Annotated in this window: 13 protein-coding genes; 7 read left to right on the top strand and 6 right to left on the bottom strand. The window is 64.4% G+C overall.

Annotated features, from left to right (window positions below):
• Nucleotides 1-32: 32 nt before the first annotated feature.
• A complete protein-coding gene (locus M2396_RS24305; protein ID WP_401181838.1) occupies nt 33-812 on the bottom strand; it encodes a methyl-accepting chemotaxis protein in 780 nt (259 codons plus the stop codon).
• A 1,313-nt stretch (nt 813-2,125) separates the two neighbouring features.
• Nucleotides 2,126-3,463, bottom strand: a complete 1,338-nt coding sequence (locus tag M2396_RS09015; RefSeq protein ID WP_101316090.1) for a diguanylate cyclase — start codon at nt 3,461-3,463, stop codon at nt 2,126-2,128.
• A gap of 245 nt (nt 3,464-3,708) precedes the next feature.
• Between M2396_RS09015 and M2396_RS09010 the strand changes: the two genes are divergently transcribed.
• The 4 genes from M2396_RS09010 to speA all read left to right on the top strand — a co-directional run bounded on the left by M2396_RS09010 (nt 3,709) and on the right by speA (nt 7,965).
• Nucleotides 3,709-4,776: a DUF2333 family protein gene (locus M2396_RS09010; protein ID WP_101316092.1), complete on the top strand. Its 1,068-nt coding sequence runs from the start codon at nt 3,709-3,711 to the stop codon at nt 4,774-4,776.
• Between the two features lie 2 nt (nt 4,777-4,778).
• On the top strand, nt 4,779-5,315 hold the full coding sequence (locus M2396_RS09005; RefSeq protein WP_101316094.1) for an NUDIX hydrolase: 537 nt from the start codon (nt 4,779-4,781) through the stop codon (nt 5,313-5,315).
• 213 nt (nt 5,316-5,528) lie between these two features.
• On the top strand, nt 5,529-5,900 hold the full coding sequence (locus M2396_RS09000) for a translation initiation factor Sui1 (protein ID WP_101316096.1): 372 nt from the start codon (nt 5,529-5,531) through the stop codon (nt 5,898-5,900).
• Between the two features lie 151 nt (nt 5,901-6,051).
• The gene (gene speA / locus M2396_RS08995; RefSeq protein WP_101316098.1) at nt 6,052-7,965 is read left to right on the top strand and encodes an arginine decarboxylase; all 1,914 of its coding nucleotides are present in this window, start codon (nt 6,052-6,054) and stop codon (nt 7,963-7,965) included.
• Nucleotides 7,966-8,181: 216 nt separating this feature from the next.
• Here speA and M2396_RS08990 read toward each other — a convergent pair whose 3' ends face one another.
• On the bottom strand, nt 8,182-9,519 hold the full coding sequence (locus M2396_RS08990; RefSeq protein ID WP_259074302.1) for an MATE family efflux transporter: 1,338 nt from the start codon (nt 9,517-9,519) through the stop codon (nt 8,182-8,184).
• A gap of 178 nt (nt 9,520-9,697) precedes the next feature.
• On the opposite strand from M2396_RS08990, the gene M2396_RS08985 reads away from it, so the two are divergent.
• Nucleotides 9,698-14,599, top strand: a complete 4,902-nt coding sequence (locus M2396_RS08985) for an alpha-2-macroglobulin (RefSeq protein ID WP_259074300.1) — start codon at nt 9,698-9,700, stop codon at nt 14,597-14,599.
• Between the two features lie 162 nt (nt 14,600-14,761).
• On the opposite strand, the gene M2396_RS08980 is transcribed toward M2396_RS08985, so the two are convergent.
• Nucleotides 14,762-15,055, bottom strand: a complete 294-nt coding sequence (locus tag M2396_RS08980; RefSeq protein WP_101316104.1) for a hypothetical protein — start codon at nt 15,053-15,055, stop codon at nt 14,762-14,764.
• 59 nt (nt 15,056-15,114) lie between these two features.
• Between M2396_RS08980 and pbpC the strand changes: the two genes are divergently transcribed.
• Nucleotides 15,115-17,475 carry a peptidoglycan glycosyltransferase PbpC gene (pbpC, locus tag M2396_RS08975; RefSeq protein WP_259074298.1) on the top strand — a complete coding sequence of 787 codons (2,361 nt, stop codon included), beginning with the start codon at nt 15,115-15,117 and terminating at the stop codon, nt 17,473-17,475.
• Nucleotides 17,476-17,525: 50 nt separating this feature from the next.
• Here the strand turns inward: pbpC and M2396_RS08970 are convergent, their stop codons facing one another.
• Nucleotides 17,526-17,933 (bottom strand): response regulator, encoded by a 408-nt coding sequence (locus M2396_RS08970; RefSeq protein ID WP_259074295.1) that lies wholly within the window; start codon nt 17,931-17,933, stop codon nt 17,526-17,528.
• A 52-nt stretch (nt 17,934-17,985) separates the two neighbouring features.
• Nucleotides 17,986-18,168 carry a Flp family type IVb pilin gene (locus M2396_RS08965; protein WP_101316110.1) on the bottom strand — a complete coding sequence of 61 codons (183 nt, stop codon included), beginning with the start codon at nt 18,166-18,168 and terminating at the stop codon, nt 17,986-17,988.
• Nucleotides 18,169-18,454: 286 nt separating this feature from the next.
• Between M2396_RS08965 and cpaB the strand changes: the two genes are divergently transcribed.
• Nucleotides 18,455-19,390 (top strand): Flp pilus assembly protein CpaB, encoded by a 936-nt coding sequence (gene cpaB, locus M2396_RS08960; RefSeq protein WP_220633015.1) that lies wholly within the window; start codon nt 18,455-18,457, stop codon nt 19,388-19,390.
• Nucleotides 19,391-19,403: the final 13 nt, after the last annotated feature.

The raw sequence follows: 19,403 nt of genomic DNA, 5'->3' as shown, positions 1-19,403 counted from the left end.
GGGCATTGGGGGCGGCCGCCCGGCACCCTTGTTTAAACGCGGAATGCAGCCACTGCAGTGTTCAGCTCGCCGCCCAGCTTGAGCAATTGCTCGCCTTGTTCACGGCCTTCGCCGATGCGCTGCAGGTTGTCTTCGCCCAGTTGGTGAATGCGCTCGCTGTGGTCGCGGATGTCGCTCACGGCGCCGGTTTGTTGCGCCGTCACATCGGCGATACGCCCAGCGGTGTCGGCGATGGTGCGGATTGCCGTGACGATTTCATCCAGAGCGCCATCTGCCGTCTGCGCCTGGCTGGCAGTGGCCTCGGCATGCTCGAGCTGGGTGCGCATGCCATTCACCGAGTCGCGCGCGGCCAGTTGCAGGCGGTCGATCAGTGCCTGGATTTCGCCGGTAGCGCCAGTTGTGCGCTGCGCCAGCGAGCGCACCTCATCGGCGACCACGGCAAAGCCGCGGCCCATCTCGCCGGCGCGAGCCGCTTCGATTGCGGCGTTGAGCGCCAGCAGGTTGGTCTGTTCGGCAATCGAGCGAATCACCGTGAGCACACCGCCGATGGTCGCCGACTCCTGTGCCAGTTGTTCGATCATCTGCGCGTTGCCCTGGACTTCATCAACCAAGGTACGCAGCCCGGACAGGCTCTGGCCGATCACCCGCTGACCGTGCTCGACGGCACTGCCGGCCTCGCGACTGGCCTGGGCCGCAGCGCTGGCATCGCCTGCCACTTGCTGAATGGTCGCTTCCAGCTCGCCCAGGGCATCGCGGATCTGCGCGGTGTCACCGGCCTGGCGTTCGGCGCCTTGGTGCAGGCCGCTGCTCATGCCGGCCAGGGCATGACTGCTGCCGGCAACCTGCTCGGCGTTGGCGCGCAAGGTCGCCACCAGTTGCACCAGATACTGGCGCAGGTGGTTGAGCGAATCTTCGATGTCGTGCAGTTCGCGGTTGGTCTTGCCCAAGGAAATGGGCTGGGCAAAATCGCCCTCGGCCCAGCGTGACAGTGCTGGTGCAAGGCTGCCGAGGGTTCCCGCCAGGCGCCGCTGGAGGCTGTCGATGAGCAGCGCGATGAACAGAATCAAGACGATCATCACGCCCTGAATGATGCGCACCTCGGCGGCGATGCTCGCGTGTTGCGCGCGTACCTGCGGCTCCAGCCCGGCAATCGCTTGCTGCACCGCCTCGAGCCGCTCGCGGGTGCTGTTGGCCAGGGTTGCGCGCTGATCGATCTGTTCGCGGGTGCGCTGCAGTTCGGCGCGATAGCGGCTGAGCAGGCTCTGCAGATCGCGCTTGAGGGCCACGGCGAAGTCTTCGCGCTGCTCGCTAGCCTGGCTTTGCAGGCCCATCAGCGCGGCGAAGTCGTCAGCGCCGGACTCGGCCGCGCGGGTCACGCCCAGTAGCGGCAATGCTGCAATCTGCTCGGCCTGCACACGTACCTGCTGCAATTCGCGTTCGACTTCTTCAGCCAGCTCGGCGCGCCCACTGCTGACCAGCTTGTCGCGGGCCAGCGATAAACGGCCCAAATGCACCGCTGCGTCCAGCAAGGGCGCCAGGTAGCGCTGGGCCTGCTCGCTGGTGCTACCTTGGGCGTAGCCAGCCAGCTGTTCGAGAGTGCCGCCCAGTTCGCGCTCGGCCTGCAGCAGCAAGGCTTGCGGATCACCCGCCAGCTTGCCGGCGGCCAGTAGCTGATTGCCGGTGAATGCCTGCAACTCGCCGAGGCTGGGGCGCAGTTGCTCGGCCAGAGCTTCGGGCCAGTCAGCAAGCGCTGCCTGCAACTGCTGGTTGCCCTGCACAGCGGCGGCGTGGCGTACGGCGTCGCCGCTGGCCAGGTAGGCCTGGGTATCGCGCTCGATATGGTTCTGAAACTGCTGCGACAAGCCCAGATAGCGTTCCATCAGCAGATAGGGACGCTCCAGCGCTCGTTGTGACCACCACAGGGTTGCGCCCAGGGCAATGCACACGGCAACGAGCAACAAGGTATTGAAATTGGTCAACCACTTCAGGCGCATGGCGCAGGCTTCCGGCAGCGTGGAGAGAGGTAGGTGCCTGAAGTTATTGCGATTTCATGACGGGGTGATGACGGAGGAGGGTGCTGCGCTGGACAATTGTGGCCTTTTGCCTTGACCGGGCCTGGCGCCGTTTACGCGGGGTCTACCCGCACCACGCAGTTGCGCCCGGCATGCTTGGCCCGGTACAGCGCTTCGTCAGCGGCACTGGCCATGCTCAGGGCATCGTGCGCTTGATCCAACTGCACCACGCCGGCGCTGAAGGTGCAGTGCAGGTCATGGGGTTGGGCCGGATAGATGATCTCGGCAAAGCGCCGGCGGATCTCGTCGAGCACCTTGTAGGCCGCGCTCAGCGGCGTATTGGGCAGCACAATGGCGAATTCCTCACCGCCGTAACGGCCGATGTAATCGGTCTTGCGCAGGCGTTGCTTGAGGAACAATGCCAGGCTCTTGATCACCCGATCGCCCATGGGGTGGCCGTGGCGGTCGTTGATCTTCTTGAAGTGGTCGATGTCGAGCATGGCAAAGCTCAGCGGCTGCTGTTCGCGGCGGGCGCGGAAGCTGCAGTCTTCCAGCAATTGCAGGATATGCGTGTGGTTGTACAGACCGGTCAGGCTGTCGCGGACCATCCTCGCCTTGAGATGACGCGCGCGCACGGCGCGGTTGCGTACCGTGGTCAGCAGCTGGCGTGAACGCACCGGCTTGGTCAGAAAATCATCACCGCCTTCGCTCATGGCATCGAGCTGCTTGTTCAGGTCGTCCTCGGCCGACAGGTAGATGATCGGCACGCTGACATAGCGGTCATTGTGGCGGATCACCTTGGCCAGCTCCGGCCCGGTACAGTCGGGCATATAGAGGTCGAGGATGATCAGGTCGGGCTGGAAGTCAGCCAGCTCGGCCATGGCGCGGATCGGCTCGGTCAGGCTGCGGGTGATCATCCCGGCGCTGTTGAGCACGCGCTCGGTATGCAGTGCCTGGGTACGCGAGTCGTCGATGATCAGTACTCGAAACGGGTCGTACTGAGTGGCGTTGGTCAGCATCTCGACCTTTTCCAGCAGGCTCGATGCTTCCAGCGTACCGGTCATGAACGCCTGGCCACCGGCGCGCACGGCGGCCAGGCGCGTCGGCGTGTCGGTTTCGTGCAGGCTGAAGAACAGCAGCGGCACAGCCTGATCCAGCCCCAGCTGGGCCTGCGCCGCCAGCAGCAGGCCACAGCCCGGGCCGCTGAAGTCGACGTCCATGACTATCGCCGCCGGCAAGCGCTCGCGCATCGCCGCGCAGAACGCCTCGGCAGTGGCCAGTGCGTGCACCCCCAGGCCAAAGAATTCCAGCTGCTGCGCCAGGCGTTCGGCGCGGTCATGATCCTGCAGCAGGATATACACCGGTTTGCGCAACGGCGGCAGCGGCACCTCGTCGACGTGATCGCTGCTGCGCTTGGCGCGCTCGTGGCTGGGCTGTGGTGACTGGATCATGGCTGACTACTTATTATGGGGGAATGCAGCTTCGATGATGGCTGTATGCTAGCACCACTTCTGCAAGCTGCGCGTGTGCCAGGTCAACATTGCGTCTGGTCCTGTTATTCAGTTGCTGACCGCCCGGTCGCTTATGCGCAAGCCGGTGTCTGCTTTATAGTGGGTCGATGTGGGCTTGCCGTGGCACCCTGGCCGTAGCCTGAGGTCCAAGCTCTGAACCGTCGTGACTGATTAAGGACAATGCCATGCTGGACTGGAAAAACCGTGAGGCCACTGCCGAGCCTCGTGAGCGGCCCGACTCCCGTCGCGCCGCCGCCCGTAGCTACTTTGGCGGCCTCTGGAGCCGCGCTCTTGGGGTCGTGATCGGGCTGTACCTGCTGGTCTGTATCGGCCTTGGCTGGTACTGGAGCCAGGAGCCTGACCTGTTCCCGGTGCAGCAGAATGCCCAGGCCAGCGCCGAGCGCAGCGGGCAGAAGATGGTCATTGGCTACACCACCGTCGAGACGCTGAAAACCGTTGCCGCCACCCTGCTCGACAAGCCGGGCGGTTACATTTCCAACGACCGCTTCCCACCTGGGCTGTGGATGGACAACATGCCGAGCTGGGAATATGGCGTGCTGGTGCAGGTGCGCGACTTGTCGCGGGCACTGCGCAAGGACTTCGCCCGTTCGCAGTCGCAGTCGACCGAAGACGCCGACCTGGCCAAGGCCGAGCCGCGCTTCAACTTCGACAACAAGAGCTGGATCCTGCCATCGAGCGAGTCCGAGTTCTCTGAAGGCATCAAGTCGCTCGAGCGTTATCAGGCGCGTCTGGCCGCAGGCGACAAAGGCGCGATCTTCTATACCCGTGCCGATAACCTGAACAACTGGCTGGGTGACGTAGCCACCCGTCTGGGTTCGCTGTCGCAGCGGCTGTCGGCCAGTGTCGGCCGGGTCAAGCTGAACAGCACCCTGAAGACTGAAACCGTGGTGGCTGGCCAGGTGCCGCAGCTTGACGAAGAGCTGGTGGAAACACCATGGATGCAGATCGACAACGTCTTCTATGAAGCACGCGGCCAGGCCTGGGCGCTGTCGCACCTGCTGCGCGCCATTGAAGTGGACTTCGCCGACGTCCTGGCCAAAAAGAACGCCACGGTTAGCGTGCGCCAGATCATTCGTGAGCTGGAAGCCTCGCAGGAAGCCCTGTGGAGCCCAATGGTGCTCAACGGTAGCGGTTTCGGCATGTGGGCCAACCACTCGCTGGTGATGGCCAACTACATCTCGCGCGCCAACGCTGCAGTGATCGACCTGCGTCAGCTGCTGTCGCAAGGCTGAGCATGACCATCACCCCAGCCGAGGCTGCCCACCGGGCGGCCTCGGACCTCGAACTGATCGCCTGGGTCGACGAGCATGATCAACTGCTCGGCGCCATGCCGCGTGCGCAGCTGCGTGAGGCAGGGCTGATCGGCCGCTGCACGTTCATTCTGCTGTTCAACAGCGCCGGCTTGCTCTGCATCAACCGCCGCTCCCTGAGCAAGGCGGTCTACCCGGGGTACTGGGACGTGGCCGCTGGCGGCATGGTGGCGACCGATGAGAGCTATGCCGAATCGGCGGCCCGCGAGCTGGCCGAGGAACTCGGGGTGACCGGCGTCGAACTGCGCTTTCATGAGCGGTTCTATTTTGACCAGCCGGGCAATCGGCTCTGGTGCGGCGTGTTTTCGGCGGTCTGGGACGGGCCGTTACGCTTGCAGCCGGAGGAGGTCAGCGAGGCGCGCTTCGTCAGCCTGGCGCAGGTCGACGACGAGCGTCAGCGCTTGCCTTATTGCCCGGATTCACTGGTTGCGCTGCAGCGCTATCAGGCAGGCTTGAGCTAGTCTGCGGCCCGGAGTCTGCGTCAGGTCGTAAAACCTGCGCAAAATGGCGCAATCCAGTACTTAGCAAGCGGCGCAATTATCGTTACACTGCGCGCCCTTTTCGGGCTGTCGCAGCTTTTGCGTCAGTAGCGCCGCCCCTGCCAGAGTGGGGCTTCGCGGTCGGCTCCAGGCAACGGAATCGACCAGTTTTTGTCCTCAGCAAGAGGAACAAAAGTGGCCAAGAAAGCTTCTTCCTTTTCCGCCTTGAGCGGTCTCGTTTATTCCACCGATGCCGGTCGGCACTGCCCCGACTGTGGCCAGCCGGCGGACGCCTGTATCTGCAAGCAGCAAGCCATCCCCGAAGGTGACGGTATTGCCCGTGTGCGCCGCGAAAGCAAAGGCCGCGGCGGCAAGACGGTGACCACCATCAGCGGTGTGCCGTTGGCGCTCGAACCCTTGAAAGAGCTGGCTGCCAGCCTCAAGCGGCGTTGTGGCACCGGTGGCGCCTTGAAAGACGGCGTTATCGAGATCCAGGGCGACCACGTCGAGCTGTTGCTGGCAGAGCTGACCAAGCAAGGCTTCAAGGCGAAAAAGTCCGGTGGTTGAATCACCAGGCGATTTTTTCCCCCGAGCTTTCTAAACTCGATTCCGTAACCAGGGTCTACCCCTGGCATGGACGAATCGTCATTTTTCGCTTTTACACTGCCGTCGCCTTGTCGCCAAGGCAGTGTCTTCGACTTATCTACAGGGGACTTGAATGTCCGTACGACGCACACGCAAAGACGATGGTAGCCAGTGGACCGTGGCCGACAGCCGCAGTGTTTATGGCATCCGCCATTGGGGCGCTGGTTATTTCGCCATCAATGAAGCCGGGCGCGTCGAAGTGCGCCCCAACGGCCCCGACAGTGCCCCCATCGACCTCTTCGAACAGGTTGACGAGCTGCGCCAGAGTGGCCTTTCGCTGCCACTGCTGGTGCGTTTCCCGGACATCCTGCAAGACCGCGTCCGCCAGTTGACCGGCGCTTTCGACGCCAACATCGCGCGCCTGGAATACCAGAGCGAGTACACCGCGCTGTACCCGATCAAGGTCAACCAGCAGGAAGCGGTGGTCGAGAACATCATCGCCACCCAGAACGTATCGATCGGCCTTGAAGCCGGCTCCAAGCCAGAGCTGCTGGCGGTGCTGGCGCTGGCGCCGAAGGGCGGCACCATCGTCTGCAACGGCTACAAGGACCGTGAGTTCATCCGCCTCGCGCTGATGGGCCAGAAGCTTGGTCATAACGTATTCATCGTTATCGAAAAAGAATCCGAGGTCGCCCTGGTGATCGAAGAGGCTGCCGAGCTCAAGGTCAAGCCACAGGTCGGCTTGCGCGTACGCCTGTCGTCGCTGGCGTCGAGCAAGTGGGCCGACACCGGCGGTGAGAAGTCCAAGTTCGGTCTGTCGGCGGCGCAGCTGCTGTCGGTGGTCGAGCGCTTCCGCGCTGCGGGGCTGGACCAGGGCATTCGCCTGCTGCACTTCCATATGGGTTCGCAGATCGCCAACCTGGCCGACTATCAGCATGGCTTCAAGGAAGCGATCCGTTATTACGGCGAGCTGCGTTCACTGGGCTTGCCGGTCGACCATATCGACGTTGGCGGCGGCCTTGGGGTCGACTACGACGGCACCCACTCGCGCAATGCCAGCTCGATCAACTATGACATCGACGACTACGCCGCCGTCGTGGTGGGTATGCTCAAGGAGTTCTGCGATGCGCAGGGCCTGCCGCATCCGCACATCTTCTCCGAAAGCGGCCGTGCCCTGACCGCGCACCACGCGATGCTGGTGGTGCAGGTGACCGACGTCGAGAAGCACAACGACGAAGTGCCGACCATCGACAACAAGGAAGCCCTGCCCGAGACCGTGCAATGGCTGGTCGACTTGCTCGGCCCAACCGATATCGAGATGGTCACCGAGACCTACTGGCGTGCCACCCACTACATGGGCGACGTCGCGGCGCAGTATGCCGACGGTAAACTCACCCTGTCGGAAAAGGCCCTCGCCGAGCAGTGCTACTTCGCCGTGTGCCGCCGCTTGCACAACTCGCTCAAGGCCCGTCAGCGCTCGCACCGCCAGGTGCTCGACGAACTCAACGACAAGCTTGCCGACAAGTACATCTGCAACTTCTCGGTGTTCCAGAGCCTGCCGGATACCTGGGCGATTGGCCAGGTACTGCCGATCCTGCCGCTGCACCGCCTGGACGAAGAGCCTCTGCGCCGCGCCGTGCTGCAGGACCTGACCTGCGACTCGGACGGCAAGATCAACCAGTACGTCGACGAGCAGAGCATCGAAACCAGCCTGCCGGTGCATGGTATCAACGAGGGTGAAGACTACCTGCTGGGGATCTTCCTGGTCGGTGCCTATCAGGAAATCCTCGGTGACATGCACAACCTGTTCGGTGACACCGACTCGGTGAACATCTACCAGAACGCCGACGGCAGCGCCTACCACGCCGGGATCGAGACCCACGACACCATCGAGGACATGCTGCGCTACGTGCACCTGTCTCCGGAGGAGTTGATGACTCACTACCGTGACAAGGTCGCCAGCGCCAAGATCACCGCCCGCGAACGCACCCAGTATCTGGATGCGCTGCGGTTGGGCCTGACCCGGTCTTCGTACCTGTCGTCGTAATGTACAAAAGGGGCCGCTAGCAGCCTTTGCTGCACCTGAGACTTTGGGGCCGCTGCGCGATCCTTCGCGGGCAAGCCCGCTCCCGCAGGGCTGTATGTGCCCCCTGTGGGAGCGGGTTCACCCGCGAAGGGCCGCAGAGCGGCCCCAGCTTTACTCGGCCAGCGCCCTGGTGGATATGGTCATCCTCGAATTGGCCGTTGAAAAGATCGCCCTAAATCACCCCAACCACCGCCCCTCTCGCTGCATCCGCCAGCCAACCCACCCCAGCGTCACCCCGCGCAACGCCATGAACCCAAGAAACGCCAGCCACAATCCATGATTGCCATACCCGCTGGCCATCCACGCCAATGGCGCCGCCAGCAGCAAGCTCAGCAGCATCGCATTGCGCATCTCACGCGCGCGGGTCGCGCCGATGAACAGGCCGTCGAGCAAGTAGCTCCACACGGCAATCAGCGGCAGCACTGCCAGGTACGGCAGGTACGGATAGGCCGCCTCGCGCACGCTGGCGATGTCGGTTTGCAGGTTGATGAACAAATGCCCGCCGAGCAGAAACAGCCCGGCAAAACCAATACTGACAATCAGCGACCAGCCGCCGGCGACTACCAGCGAGCGGCGCAGGGTCTGCCGGTCGCGGGCGCCGATGGCGTGACCGCACAGCGCTTCAACCGCATGGGCGAGCCCGTCGAGGGCATAGGCAGTCAGCAACAGGCCATTGAGCAGCAGGGCATTGGCCGCCACCGTCGCTTCACCGAGGCGTGCGCCTTGCACCGTCAGCAGCAAAAACACCAACTGCAACGCCAGGCTGCGCAGGAAGATATCGCGGTTGACCGAAAGCAGCGGCCGCCAGGCCTGCCAGCGGCGCAGCGCCACCCAGGCGAGCTGCCCAGGATAGCGGCGTAACGCCGGCCGGGTCAGGGCCAGGCCGAGCAGGGCGGCGCTCCATTCGGAAATCACCGAAGCCCGCGCCGAGCCAATCACGCCCCAGTCCAGGCCCAGCACGAACCACAGATTGAGCGCGATGTTGAGCAGGTTGGTGGTCAGCAGGATCGCCAACGGCGCGCGCGCGTTCTGCGTGCCGAGAAACCAGCCGACCAGGGCGTAACTGGCCAAGGCTGCCGGCAAACCGAGCAACCGAGTGTGGAAGAAATCTTCGGTGGACTGATGAAGCGCCGCACTTGGGTTGATTACCTGCAACGCCAGTTGGCTGAAGGGCAGTGCCAACACCCCGATCAGCGCGGCAAAACCCAGCGCCAGCAGCAATCCCTGCACCAGCACTTGGCGTAGCGCCGCGCCATCGTTGCGCCCGGCGGCCTGGGCGGCGAAGCCCGTGGAGCCCATGCGCAGGAAGCCCATCAAACCCACCATGAAGGTGAACAAGGTCGCGCCCACGGCCACCGCGCCGAGCTGATGCGCATGCGGCAGGTGGCCAATCACCGTGCTGTCGACCAATGCAACCAACGGCACCGAGATGTTCGAGAGGATCATCGGTGCGGCCAGCGCCCAGACCTTGCGGTGGGTCAGGTGGTGGCGCCAGTCGGCGGACAGCGGGGGCATACGGACTCCTGTTGCGATCAAGGCTGAGATTGGCGGGGCGCCGCCGAGGCTATTCTAGCGAGCTGCCCGGCCGCCCGTGCGAACAAGCTCGCAGTTACCACGCGACAGCAGGTAAGCCGCTGGCCGTTGCGCTATAGTTGCAGGCCTCAAGAACACGCTGCCCAAGAGTCTTCTCTCCATGTTCAACAAAGGATTGTTGCTGGCCTGCGCGCTGGCATTGCTCAGTGCCTGTGATTCCTCGTCGAAGGACACCACTGCCGCTGTCGAAAAGCCTGCGGCAACTGCGCCGGCCGAAGCCAAGGCCGCCAAACGGGAAGACCCGGCATTGCTCGCCAAGCGCTACGCAGGCCGCGAGCTGACCGTGCTCGATGTCTCGGAAACCCAGCTCGACGGCGCCAGCGCGCTGTCGATCAGTTTCTCGGCGCCGCTCGATGCTAAGCAGGACTTCGCCAGCAAGGTGCACCTGGTCGACACCGTCAAAGGCAAGGTGGACGGCGCCTGGGAGCTTTCCGACAACCAGATGGAATTGCGCCTGCGCCACCTTGAACCGCAGCGCAAGCTGGTGCTGACCCTGGACAAGGGCCTGCTCGCGGTGAATGGCAACAGCCTCGCGGCCGAGTCGGTCAGCCGCCTGGAAACCCGCGACATGCAGGCCACCATCGGCTTTGCCAGCCGAGGCTCGTTGCTGCCGACGCGCCTGGCCGAAGGCCTGCCGGTGATTGCCCTGAACGTCGACAAGGTCGATGTCGAGTTCTTCCGCATCAAGCCGGAGATGCTCTCGACCTTTTTGGCCAACTGGGGCCGCAACAGCAGCCTGTACTACTACCAGTCCAAAGAAACCCTGGACATGGCCGAGTTGGTCTACGGCGGGCGCTTCGACCTCAACCCTGCCCGCAACACCCGCGAGACTGTGTTGCTGCCGATTGCCGGGATCAAGCCACTGCAGGAGCCAGGCGTATACCTGGCGGTGATGCGTGCATCTGGCACCTATGACTACTCCCAGCCAGCAACCCTGTTCACCCTGAGTGATATCGGCGTCTCGGCGCACCGTTACCGTGACCGCCTGGATGTGTTCGCCCAGGCACTGGAAGGCGGCAAGGCGCTCAGTGGCGTCAACCTCGAACTGCACGACGACAAGGGCAAGCTGCTGGCTCAGGCCAAGACCGACAGTGATGGCCATGCCCAGCTGCCGATCACCGACAAGGCCGATACCCTGATCGCCACCCAGGGCGTGCACACCACTCTATTGCGGCTCAATACCGCCGCCCTCGACCTGGCCGAGTTCGACATCACCGGGCCGCAGGCCAACCCGCTGCAGTTCTTCGTGTTCGGCCCGCGTGACCTCTATCGCCCGGGCGAGACCGTGCTGCTCAATGGCCTGTTGCGTGATCAGGATGGCAAGCCGGTCAAGGCGCAGCCAGTCAGCGTCGAGGTGCGCCGGCCAGATGAGCAGGTCAGCCGCAAGTTCGTCTGGGAGGCCGATGCCAATGGCCTCTATCAATATCAGCTGCAACTGGCGAGCGAGGCACCGACCGGTCGCTGGCAGTTGCTGCTCGATCTCGGCGGTGGCCGTAAGCAGGTTTTCGAGATCCTCGTCGAAGACTTCCTGCCCGAGCGTCTGGCGCTTGAACTCAAGGGCAGCGCCACGCCGCTGAGCCTCGAGCAGACCGCGCAGATCAAAGTCAATGGCCGCTACCTGTATGGCGCCCCGGCAGCGGGCAACCGCCTCAGTGGCCAGGCCTACGTGCGGCCGCTGCGTGAAGCAGTGCCGGCGTTGCCCGGCTACCAGTTCGGGTCGATAACCGAAACCGAGCTGAGTCAGGATCTGGAGCTGGACGAAGTCACCCTCGACCAGGCCGGCAAGGCCACCATCGACATCGAAAGCCGCTGGAGCGAGGCCCGTTCGCCGCTGCAGTTGAGTGTGCAGGCCAGCCTGCAGGAATCCGGCGGCCGACCGATTACCCGCCGCCTTGAACAACCGATCTGGCCGGCCGAGCGCCTACCTGGCCTGCGCGGTTTGTTCGACGGTGAAGAAACCGATGGCGATGGCCCGGTCGAATTCGAAGTGCTGGTAGCCGACCGCAACGGTGCCAAGCTGGCCGCCGACGACCTCAAGGTGCGGCTGATCCGTGAGCGCCGCGACTACTACTGGAACTACTCGCAGAGCGACGGCTGGAGCTACAACTACAACGAGAAGTACCTGACCCAGAGCGAAGAGACCGTCAGCGTCAAAGCCGGCTCCACCGCCAAACTGAACTTCCAGGTCGAGTGGGGCCCGTACCGGGTCGAGGTTGAAGACCCGCAGACCGGGCTGGTGTCCAGTGCACGCTTCTGGGCCGGTTACCGCGCTCAGGACAATGCTGAAGGCGGCGCGGTGCGCCCGGATCAGGTCAAGCTAGCCCTGGACAAACCGTCCTATGCCGACGGCGCTACGGCCAAGGTCACGGTCACGCCGCCTGCAGCCGGCAGCGGCTACCTGATGATCGAATCCAGCGATGGGCCGCTGTGGTGGCAGGAAATCGACGTGCCCGCCGAAGGCAAGACCTTCGACGTGCAGTTGGACAAGAAGTGGGCGCGGCACGACCTGTACATCAGTGCGCTGGTGATTCGCCCAGGTGAGCGCAAGGCCAACGCCACGCCAAAACGCGCGGTCGGCGTGCTCCATCTGCCACTGGATCGGACCGAGCGCAAGCTGGCCCTGACCCTGCAGACGCCCGAGAAGATGCGTCCCAAGCAGCCTTTGACGGTCAAGTTCAAGGCTACCGCTGCCGACGGCAGCGTGCCTAAAAAGGTGCATGTGCTGCTCAGCGCAGTGGATGTCGGCATCCTCAATATCACCGACTTCAAGACCCCTGATCCTTTCGCCAGCCTGTTCGGGCGCAAGGCTTATGGTGCTGACCAACTGGATATCTATGGCCAGTTGATCGAAGCCGGGCAGGGCCGTCTGGCCAGCCTGGCTTTTGGTGGTGACGCCGCGCTGGCCAAGGGCGGCAAGCGGCCCAATACCACGGTGACCATCGTTGCCCAGCAGAGCCTGCCGGTGACCCTCAACGACAAGGGCGAGGGCGAAGCAACGGTCGATATCCCCGACTTCAACGGTGAACTGCGGATCATGGCCCAGGCCTGGAACGACGAGCAGTTCGGCATGGCCGAAGGCAAGACCGTGGTCGCCGCGCCGCTGATCGCCGAGCTGTCGGCACCGCGCTTCCTCGCCGGTGGTGACCGCACCAGCCTGGCGCTGGATCTGGCCAACCTGTCCGGGCGCGCTCAGCAGCTGACGGTCGAATTCAGCGGCGAAGGCCAGTTGAGCCTGGCGGCCGGCAGTCAGCAGAATGTTGCCCTGGCCGAGGGCCAGCGCAAGACGCTGATGATCCCGGTGCAGGCCTTGGGCGGTCTCGGCCAGGGCACCCTGCGCGTGCGTGTCAACGGCCTGCAACTGCCGGGTGAAGCCGCCAGCAGCTTTGAGCGTGATTGGAAACTGGGCGTGCGCCCGGCTTATCCGGCGATGCTCAAACACTACCGCGTGGCACTCAAGGATCAGCCGTGGAGCCTGCCGGAGAGCGATCTGGCTGAGTTCGAGCCGGCCGGTCTTGAGGCCAGCCTGGCCCTGTCGAGCCGGCCGCCGCTGAACCTGGCCGAGCAGATCCGTGCGCTCGAGGCCTATCCCTATGGTTGCCTGGAACAGACCACCAGCGGCCTGTACCCGTCGCTCTATGCCGATGCCGAAAGTCTCAAACGCCTCGGCATCAAGGGCGAGCCTGCCGATGTGCGCAAGCGCAAGATCGAGATGGGCATCGAGCATCTGTTGGGCATGCAGCGCTACAACGGTGGCTTTGGCCTGTGGAGCTCCGACAGTGAAGAAGAATACTGGCTGACCGCCTATGTCACCGACTTCCTCCTGCGTGCTCGCGAGCAGGGCTATGGCGTGCCGGCCGAAGCGCTGAAAAAGGCCAACGAGCGGCTGCTGCGGTACTTGCAGGAGCGCAATATGATCGAGGTCAACTACAGCGACAACGCCGAGCACACCCGCTTTGCCGTGCAAGCCTACGCCGCCTTGGTACTGGCGCGCAGTCAGCAGGCGCCGCTGGGTGCCCTGCGCGCAGTGTTCGAGCGCCGTAGCGATGCCCGTTCCGGTCTGCCGCTGGTGCAGTTGGCGGTGGCACTGGACAAGATGGGCGACAAGCCACGTGCTCAGCAAGCGCTGCAAGCGGGCCTGGCGATCAGCCGCGGCAAGGGCTGGATGGCCGACTACGGCAGTGCAGTGCGTGACCAGGCGTTGATCCTCGCCTTGCTCCAGGAAAACAACCTGGCCACCAATCAGGTCGATCAGCGCCTGTTTGCCTTGTCTGACGAACTGGCCGCCAGCCGCTGGTTGTCGACCCAGGAGCGCAACGCGCTGTTCCTCGCGGGCCGCGGCCTGCTGGGTAAACCTGAAGGCAAGTGGCAGGCGCGGCTGGACAGCGCCGGCGAGGTGCGCGAGTTCAACAACGTCGAATCGGGGATGAAGCTCGAAGGGCCGTTACTGGCATCGCCGCTGACCTTGCAGAACCAGGGCAGCGACACCCTTTATCAGCAACTGACCCTGTCCGGTTACCCGCGCCAAGCGCCGCCGGCCAGCAGTAACGGTATGGAGATCCGCCGCGAGTACCTGGGCATGAACGGTCAGCCGCTGGATCTGCGCAATCTGCGTAGCGGTGAGCTGGTGCTGGTGCACCTGGCCTTGCGTGCTTCGACCCAAGTGCCGGACGCATTGGTGGTTGACCTGCTGCCGGCGGGCCTTGAGCTGGAAAACCAGAACCTGGCGCAGAGCGCAGCCAGCCTGGACAACGCCAGCAGTGCGGTGAAGGAATGGCGCGAGTCTATGCAGAACGCCAGCGTGGTGCATCAGGAGTACCGTGATGACCGCTATGTCGCTGCCCTGAAACTGGACAGCTACGGCACGACCCATCTGTTGTACCTGGCCCGCGCCGTGACCCCGGGTACCTACCGGGTGCCGCCGCCGCAGGTTGAGTCGATGTATCGACCTAATCTGCAGGCGGTGGGTGAGAGTCAGGGGGATATGACCGTCAAGGGCCGCTGAGGCGGGCTTTGTGCCTGGCTCGAGATCGCTGGGGCTGCTTTGCAGCCCTTTCGCGACACAAGGCCGCTCCTACAAGGACCGCGCCGCCCGGGCGTCACGCGGTCTGTGTAGGAGCGGCCTTGTGTCGCGAAAGGAGGGCGCAGCCCTCCCGGCAATCTGCAGTCAATGAATGATCCAGCTCATGACCCACAAGCCGAGCACCAGCCAGATGATCCCGGCGATGATCGAGGCGCGCATGAACGCGCGGATTGCCGAGTACAACAGTAGCAAACCGACGATCAAGGCGAGGATGCTGACCAGCGAGGTATCCATGCCCAGCGTGCGCGCCAGCCCGTCGATGAAATTGCCGCCGGCATTGGCCAGCAGATTGAACAGCCCGCTCAAGCCATCGACAATGAAGCGGATCACCGCCCCCAGTGCCTGCCCCAGCCATTCAAAAAAACCTTCTACATGCATAGTCGCGTCCTGATGATCATTCCAAGGCTTTGGCCATTACCTGGCCAGGTCGGTTCCCCATGCCAAGCTTAATACGCCCGCGCCATCGTGCGCTGCGTGTATTGCAAACCAGTATTGCCGGTGCACTGCTGCTGGTCGGCCTGCTCTGGCTGGCCGATCGCATCTGGCCGTTGCCGATGCCGGCCGACGACCTTGCCCGGGTGGTCCTGGCCGAGGACGGTACGCCGCTCTGGCGCTTTGCCGATGCCGATGGCGTATGGCGTTATCCCGTCAGCCCCGATGAAGTGTCGCCGCTGTACCTGCAAGCGCTGCTGACCTACGAAGACCGCTGGTTCTATCGCCATCCCGGGGTCAACCCGCTGGCCCTGGCGCGGGCTGCCTGGCTCAACCTCAGCGGCGGCCGCGTGGTGTCCGGCGGCAGCACCCTGTCGATGCAGGTAGCGCGCCTGCTCGATCCGCATGAGCGGACCCTGGCTGGCAAGTCGCGACAACTGTGGCGCACGTTGCAGCTGGAATGGCACCTGTCGAAGCAGCAGATCCTGCAGATCTACCTGAACCGCGCTCCTTTCGGCGGCACCCTGCAAGGGGTGGCGGCGGCCAGCTGGGCTTATCTCGGCAAGTCACCGAAACAGCTCACCCCAGCCGAAGCCGCCTTGCTCGCGGTGCTGCCCCAGGCCCCCAGCCGGCTGCGCCCGGACCGTCATCCGCAGCGTGCGCAGCAGGCCCGCGACAAGGTCTTGCAGCGCCTCGGCGAGTATCAGGTATGGTCGGCTCAGCAAGTCGCCGAAGCCCGAGAAGAGCCGTTGCTGCTCGCCCCGCGGCAGGAGCCGGCACTGGCGCCGCTGCTGGCCCGCAGGCTGAACACGGCGAACAGCCCGCCGCTGATCCGCACCACCCTGGATGCCTCGCTACAGCGCCGGCTCGAAGACTTGCTGCTGGGCTGGCGCGCACGCCTGCCGGAGCGCACCTCGGCGGCGATTCTGGTGGTCGAGACACAAACCATGGCCACCCGTGCCTACATCGGCTCGATCGACATCGGCGATGCCCGCCGCTTTGGTCATGTCGATATGGTGCACGCCCTGCGCTCGCCCGGCTCGACCCTGAAACCGTTCCTGTATGGCATGGCCCTGGACGACGGCCTGATCCATTCCGAATCCCTTCTGCAGGATGTGCCGCGGCGCTATGGCGACTACAGGCCCGGCAACTTCTCGATGGGTTTCAGCGGCCCGGTGTCAGCCAGCTCGGCGCTGGCGTTGTCGCTCAACCTGCCCGCCGTGCAACTGCTCGAAGCCTACGGCCCCAAACGCTTTGCCGCGCAGATGCGCATGGGGGGTATGCCGTTGATACTGCCGCCACTGGCCGAGCCCAACCTGTCGCTTATCCTCGGTGGCGCCGGCAGTCGGCTGGAAGATCTGGTCGGCGGTTATGCAGCCTTGGCCCGGGCCGGGCAGAGTGCCCAGGTACGCCTGCAACCGCAGGATCCGCTGCTCGAACGGCGGCTGTTGTCGCCCGGTGCGGCGTGGATCATCCGGCGGATTCTCAGCGGCCAGGCACGGCCCGACCGCGATCCGCACGCCGAACTGGTGCAGCGCCCGCAACTGGCCTGGAAGACCGGCACCAGCTATGGCTTTCGAGATGCCTGGTCGGTCGGGGTCGGCCCGCGCTACCTGATCGGGGTATGGATCGGCCGCCCGGATGGCACCCCGGTGCCTGGCCAGTTCGGCCTGGCCTCGGCGGCGCCGCTGATGCTGCAAGTGCACGACCTGCTGAGCAACCGCGACAGCCAGCGCGGTATTCGCCCACCGGTGGAGCAGGTGCCGGCGTCGGTCGGGGTGGCCGCGATCTGCTGGCCGCTCGGCCAGCCCATGCCGCGCCAGGACGCTAACTGCCGGCGCCAGCGCTTCGCCTGGACCCTTGACGGCACCACGCCGCCGACCTTGCAGGCGGCAGACCAGCCGCTCGGCCTGGGCCTGCGCGACACGGTCTGGGTCAACCCGCAGGGGTTGCGCGTGGATGCCAGTTGCCCAGGTGCCACGTCGCAACAGATCGCGCTCTGGCCTGCGCCACTGGAACCTTGGCTGGCGCGGGTCGAACGGCGCGCGGCCCGGCTGCCGGCAATTGACCCGAGCTGCCCGCCGCAGGTGCCCGCCAGCGCGCCGCCGCTGTCGATCGTCGGCGTGCGCAACGGCGACAACCTGCGCCGCCCAAGGACCAGCAGCGAGCCGTTGCAACTCTATGTCTCGGCACTGGGCGGTGGTGGCCAACGCTGGTGGTTCCGCAACGGCCAGCCGCTGGGCGAAACGTCCGGTCAGGACAGCCTGCTGGTGCGCTTTGAGCAGGTCGGGCGGGTCGAACTGAGCGTGCTCGATGAAAGCGGCGAGACGGCGCGGGTGGAATTTCAGGTGGATGCCGGTGGCTGAGGGCTGATCAGCGTGCCGTACGGGTAATCGGAGGTATATCGGTCGCCGCGCTAGCCGACCGACTGCATGCGTGGCTTGGGGAACAGGTTATCCAGGGTTTCCAGCAGGCGGGCGTGATAGATCGGCTTGCGGAACAGGTCCAGCACATGCAGGCGCAGCAGGTCGCTGACATCGTCCATATCGGCATGCCCGGACATCACGATCACCGGCAGGTGCTGGCGTGCCGTGTGATCGCGCAGGCGTTTGATCAAGGCGATGCCGTTCTCCTCGGGCATGCGCAGGTCGGTGATCACCAGAGCCATGTCCGGGTGCTGTGTGAGCAGCACCAGCGCGGCCTTGAACGAGTTGGCGGTATGGCAGGTGAACCCCTCGTTCTCGAGCAACTCGGCCAGCTCCAGCAGGGCCTCTTCCTCATCGTCGACCAGAAGAATCTGTTGACGCAAGGAAGAAGTCAGCATGGAACGCTCCTGGTCGCTTGAGAGTGCGCAGCAGAATTGAGGGTTGGGCCACTCAACGGGTAATTGCAGTCTGGATGGTCGTCATCAAGGCCGTTACCTGGGTCGATATCGGCGTGACGAACGCCGCCAGCGCTACGGCCACCATCGCCGCGATCACTGCGTACTCGATACCCGAGGCGCCGTCCTTGCTTTCGATAAAGGTTTTGCAGCGGGTATAGATCTTCAACAGCAACATGGCACATCTCCTTGCGCGGTGGGCGCCGGTGGCGGGGCGGCGTGCAGTGATACCCCTTTGCCATCAGAGCATCGTCAAACTGTGCAGACCTGCAAATGTAAGAAGGCGTTAACTACAAAGTATTAGGTTTGAACAGCTGCGCTAAGCCCCTGTTTTTGTTCAGCGTCAATTTGTCGGCTGCAAATCTCCCCCCGTATTCATGGCGAAATAGCCGCTCTGCGCTACCGTGCAATAGCGAAATAGTTACTTTTGGCCATCATGGTTTTCCAGGGACAGGAGAGCGTTAATGAGCAGTCGCTTGACCATGATCCTCGCCGGTCTGTTCCTGCTGGCAGCACTGCTCGCCGGCTATTGGGGGCTGATGCTGAGCCGCCCGGCCGAGCCTGTCGCCGCACCGCCGGTGGTCGAGACCAGTGCGCCGCCAGTTGCGGCTCCGGCGCCCTTAGCCGTGCCGGAGCCTACGCGTTTCCCCATCGTGATCATGGCTCGGCAGGTCCCGGCCAACACCCCACTCACCGCTGAAGATGTGCTGATCGAGCGTTTGCAGGTAGTCCCTGCTGGCGCCTTCAGCCAGCTCGAAGACGTGCTCGGGCGCAGCAGCGCGCGCCCCTTGCCGCAGGGCTTGTGGCTGGATGAACAAAGCTTTCAGAGTGGTGGGCCGCTGGCGCGGATGATCCGTCGACATGAGCGCGCCGTCGCGTTGGCGGTAGACGATGTGATCGGTGCGGCAGGGCAGTTGCGCCCGGGGGATTACGTCGATGTGCTGCTGTTTCTGCGCGAAGAAAACAACAACCCACAGGCGTCGGCGCAAGTCGTGCTGCCCGCGCTGCGGGTGCTCAGCGTCGGTGACCAGACCGGCCTGGCCAATGACGGCCGACCTGCGCAAAGCGCCGATGAGCAGCAGGCGCGGCGCGATGCGCTGGGCACGGGTGGCACGCGCACCGTGGCCCTGGCCGTGCCCGAGGCGCTGGCCAGCCGGCTGATGCTCGCCGCCCAGGCCGGCACCTTGCGCCTGGCAGTGCGCAGCGCCGATGAGCAGCTGCTGGCCGGCTACTGGGCCGAGCGCCAGGCCGAGTCGCAGTTGCAAAGCGCCAACCGCGAGCTGTTCCGGTTCAGTCAGTTGTCGCAGGTGCCGCCAGCCAAGGCCGCGCCCAGCGGCGCTGTGGCCGGCATGCAGATTATTCGTGGCGCCCACAACCAAGCGCCAGCAGACGCCCCCTGACCCAGCAAGGATG

This window comes from Pseudomonas sp. BIGb0278, from assembly GCF_024809895.1.
Classification (GTDB): Bacteria; Pseudomonadota; Gammaproteobacteria; order Pseudomonadales; family Pseudomonadaceae; genus Aquipseudomonas; species Aquipseudomonas shirazensis.
Note: the sequence above shows the minus strand (reverse complement) of the source record. Positions and strands in the feature narration are given on the sequence as shown.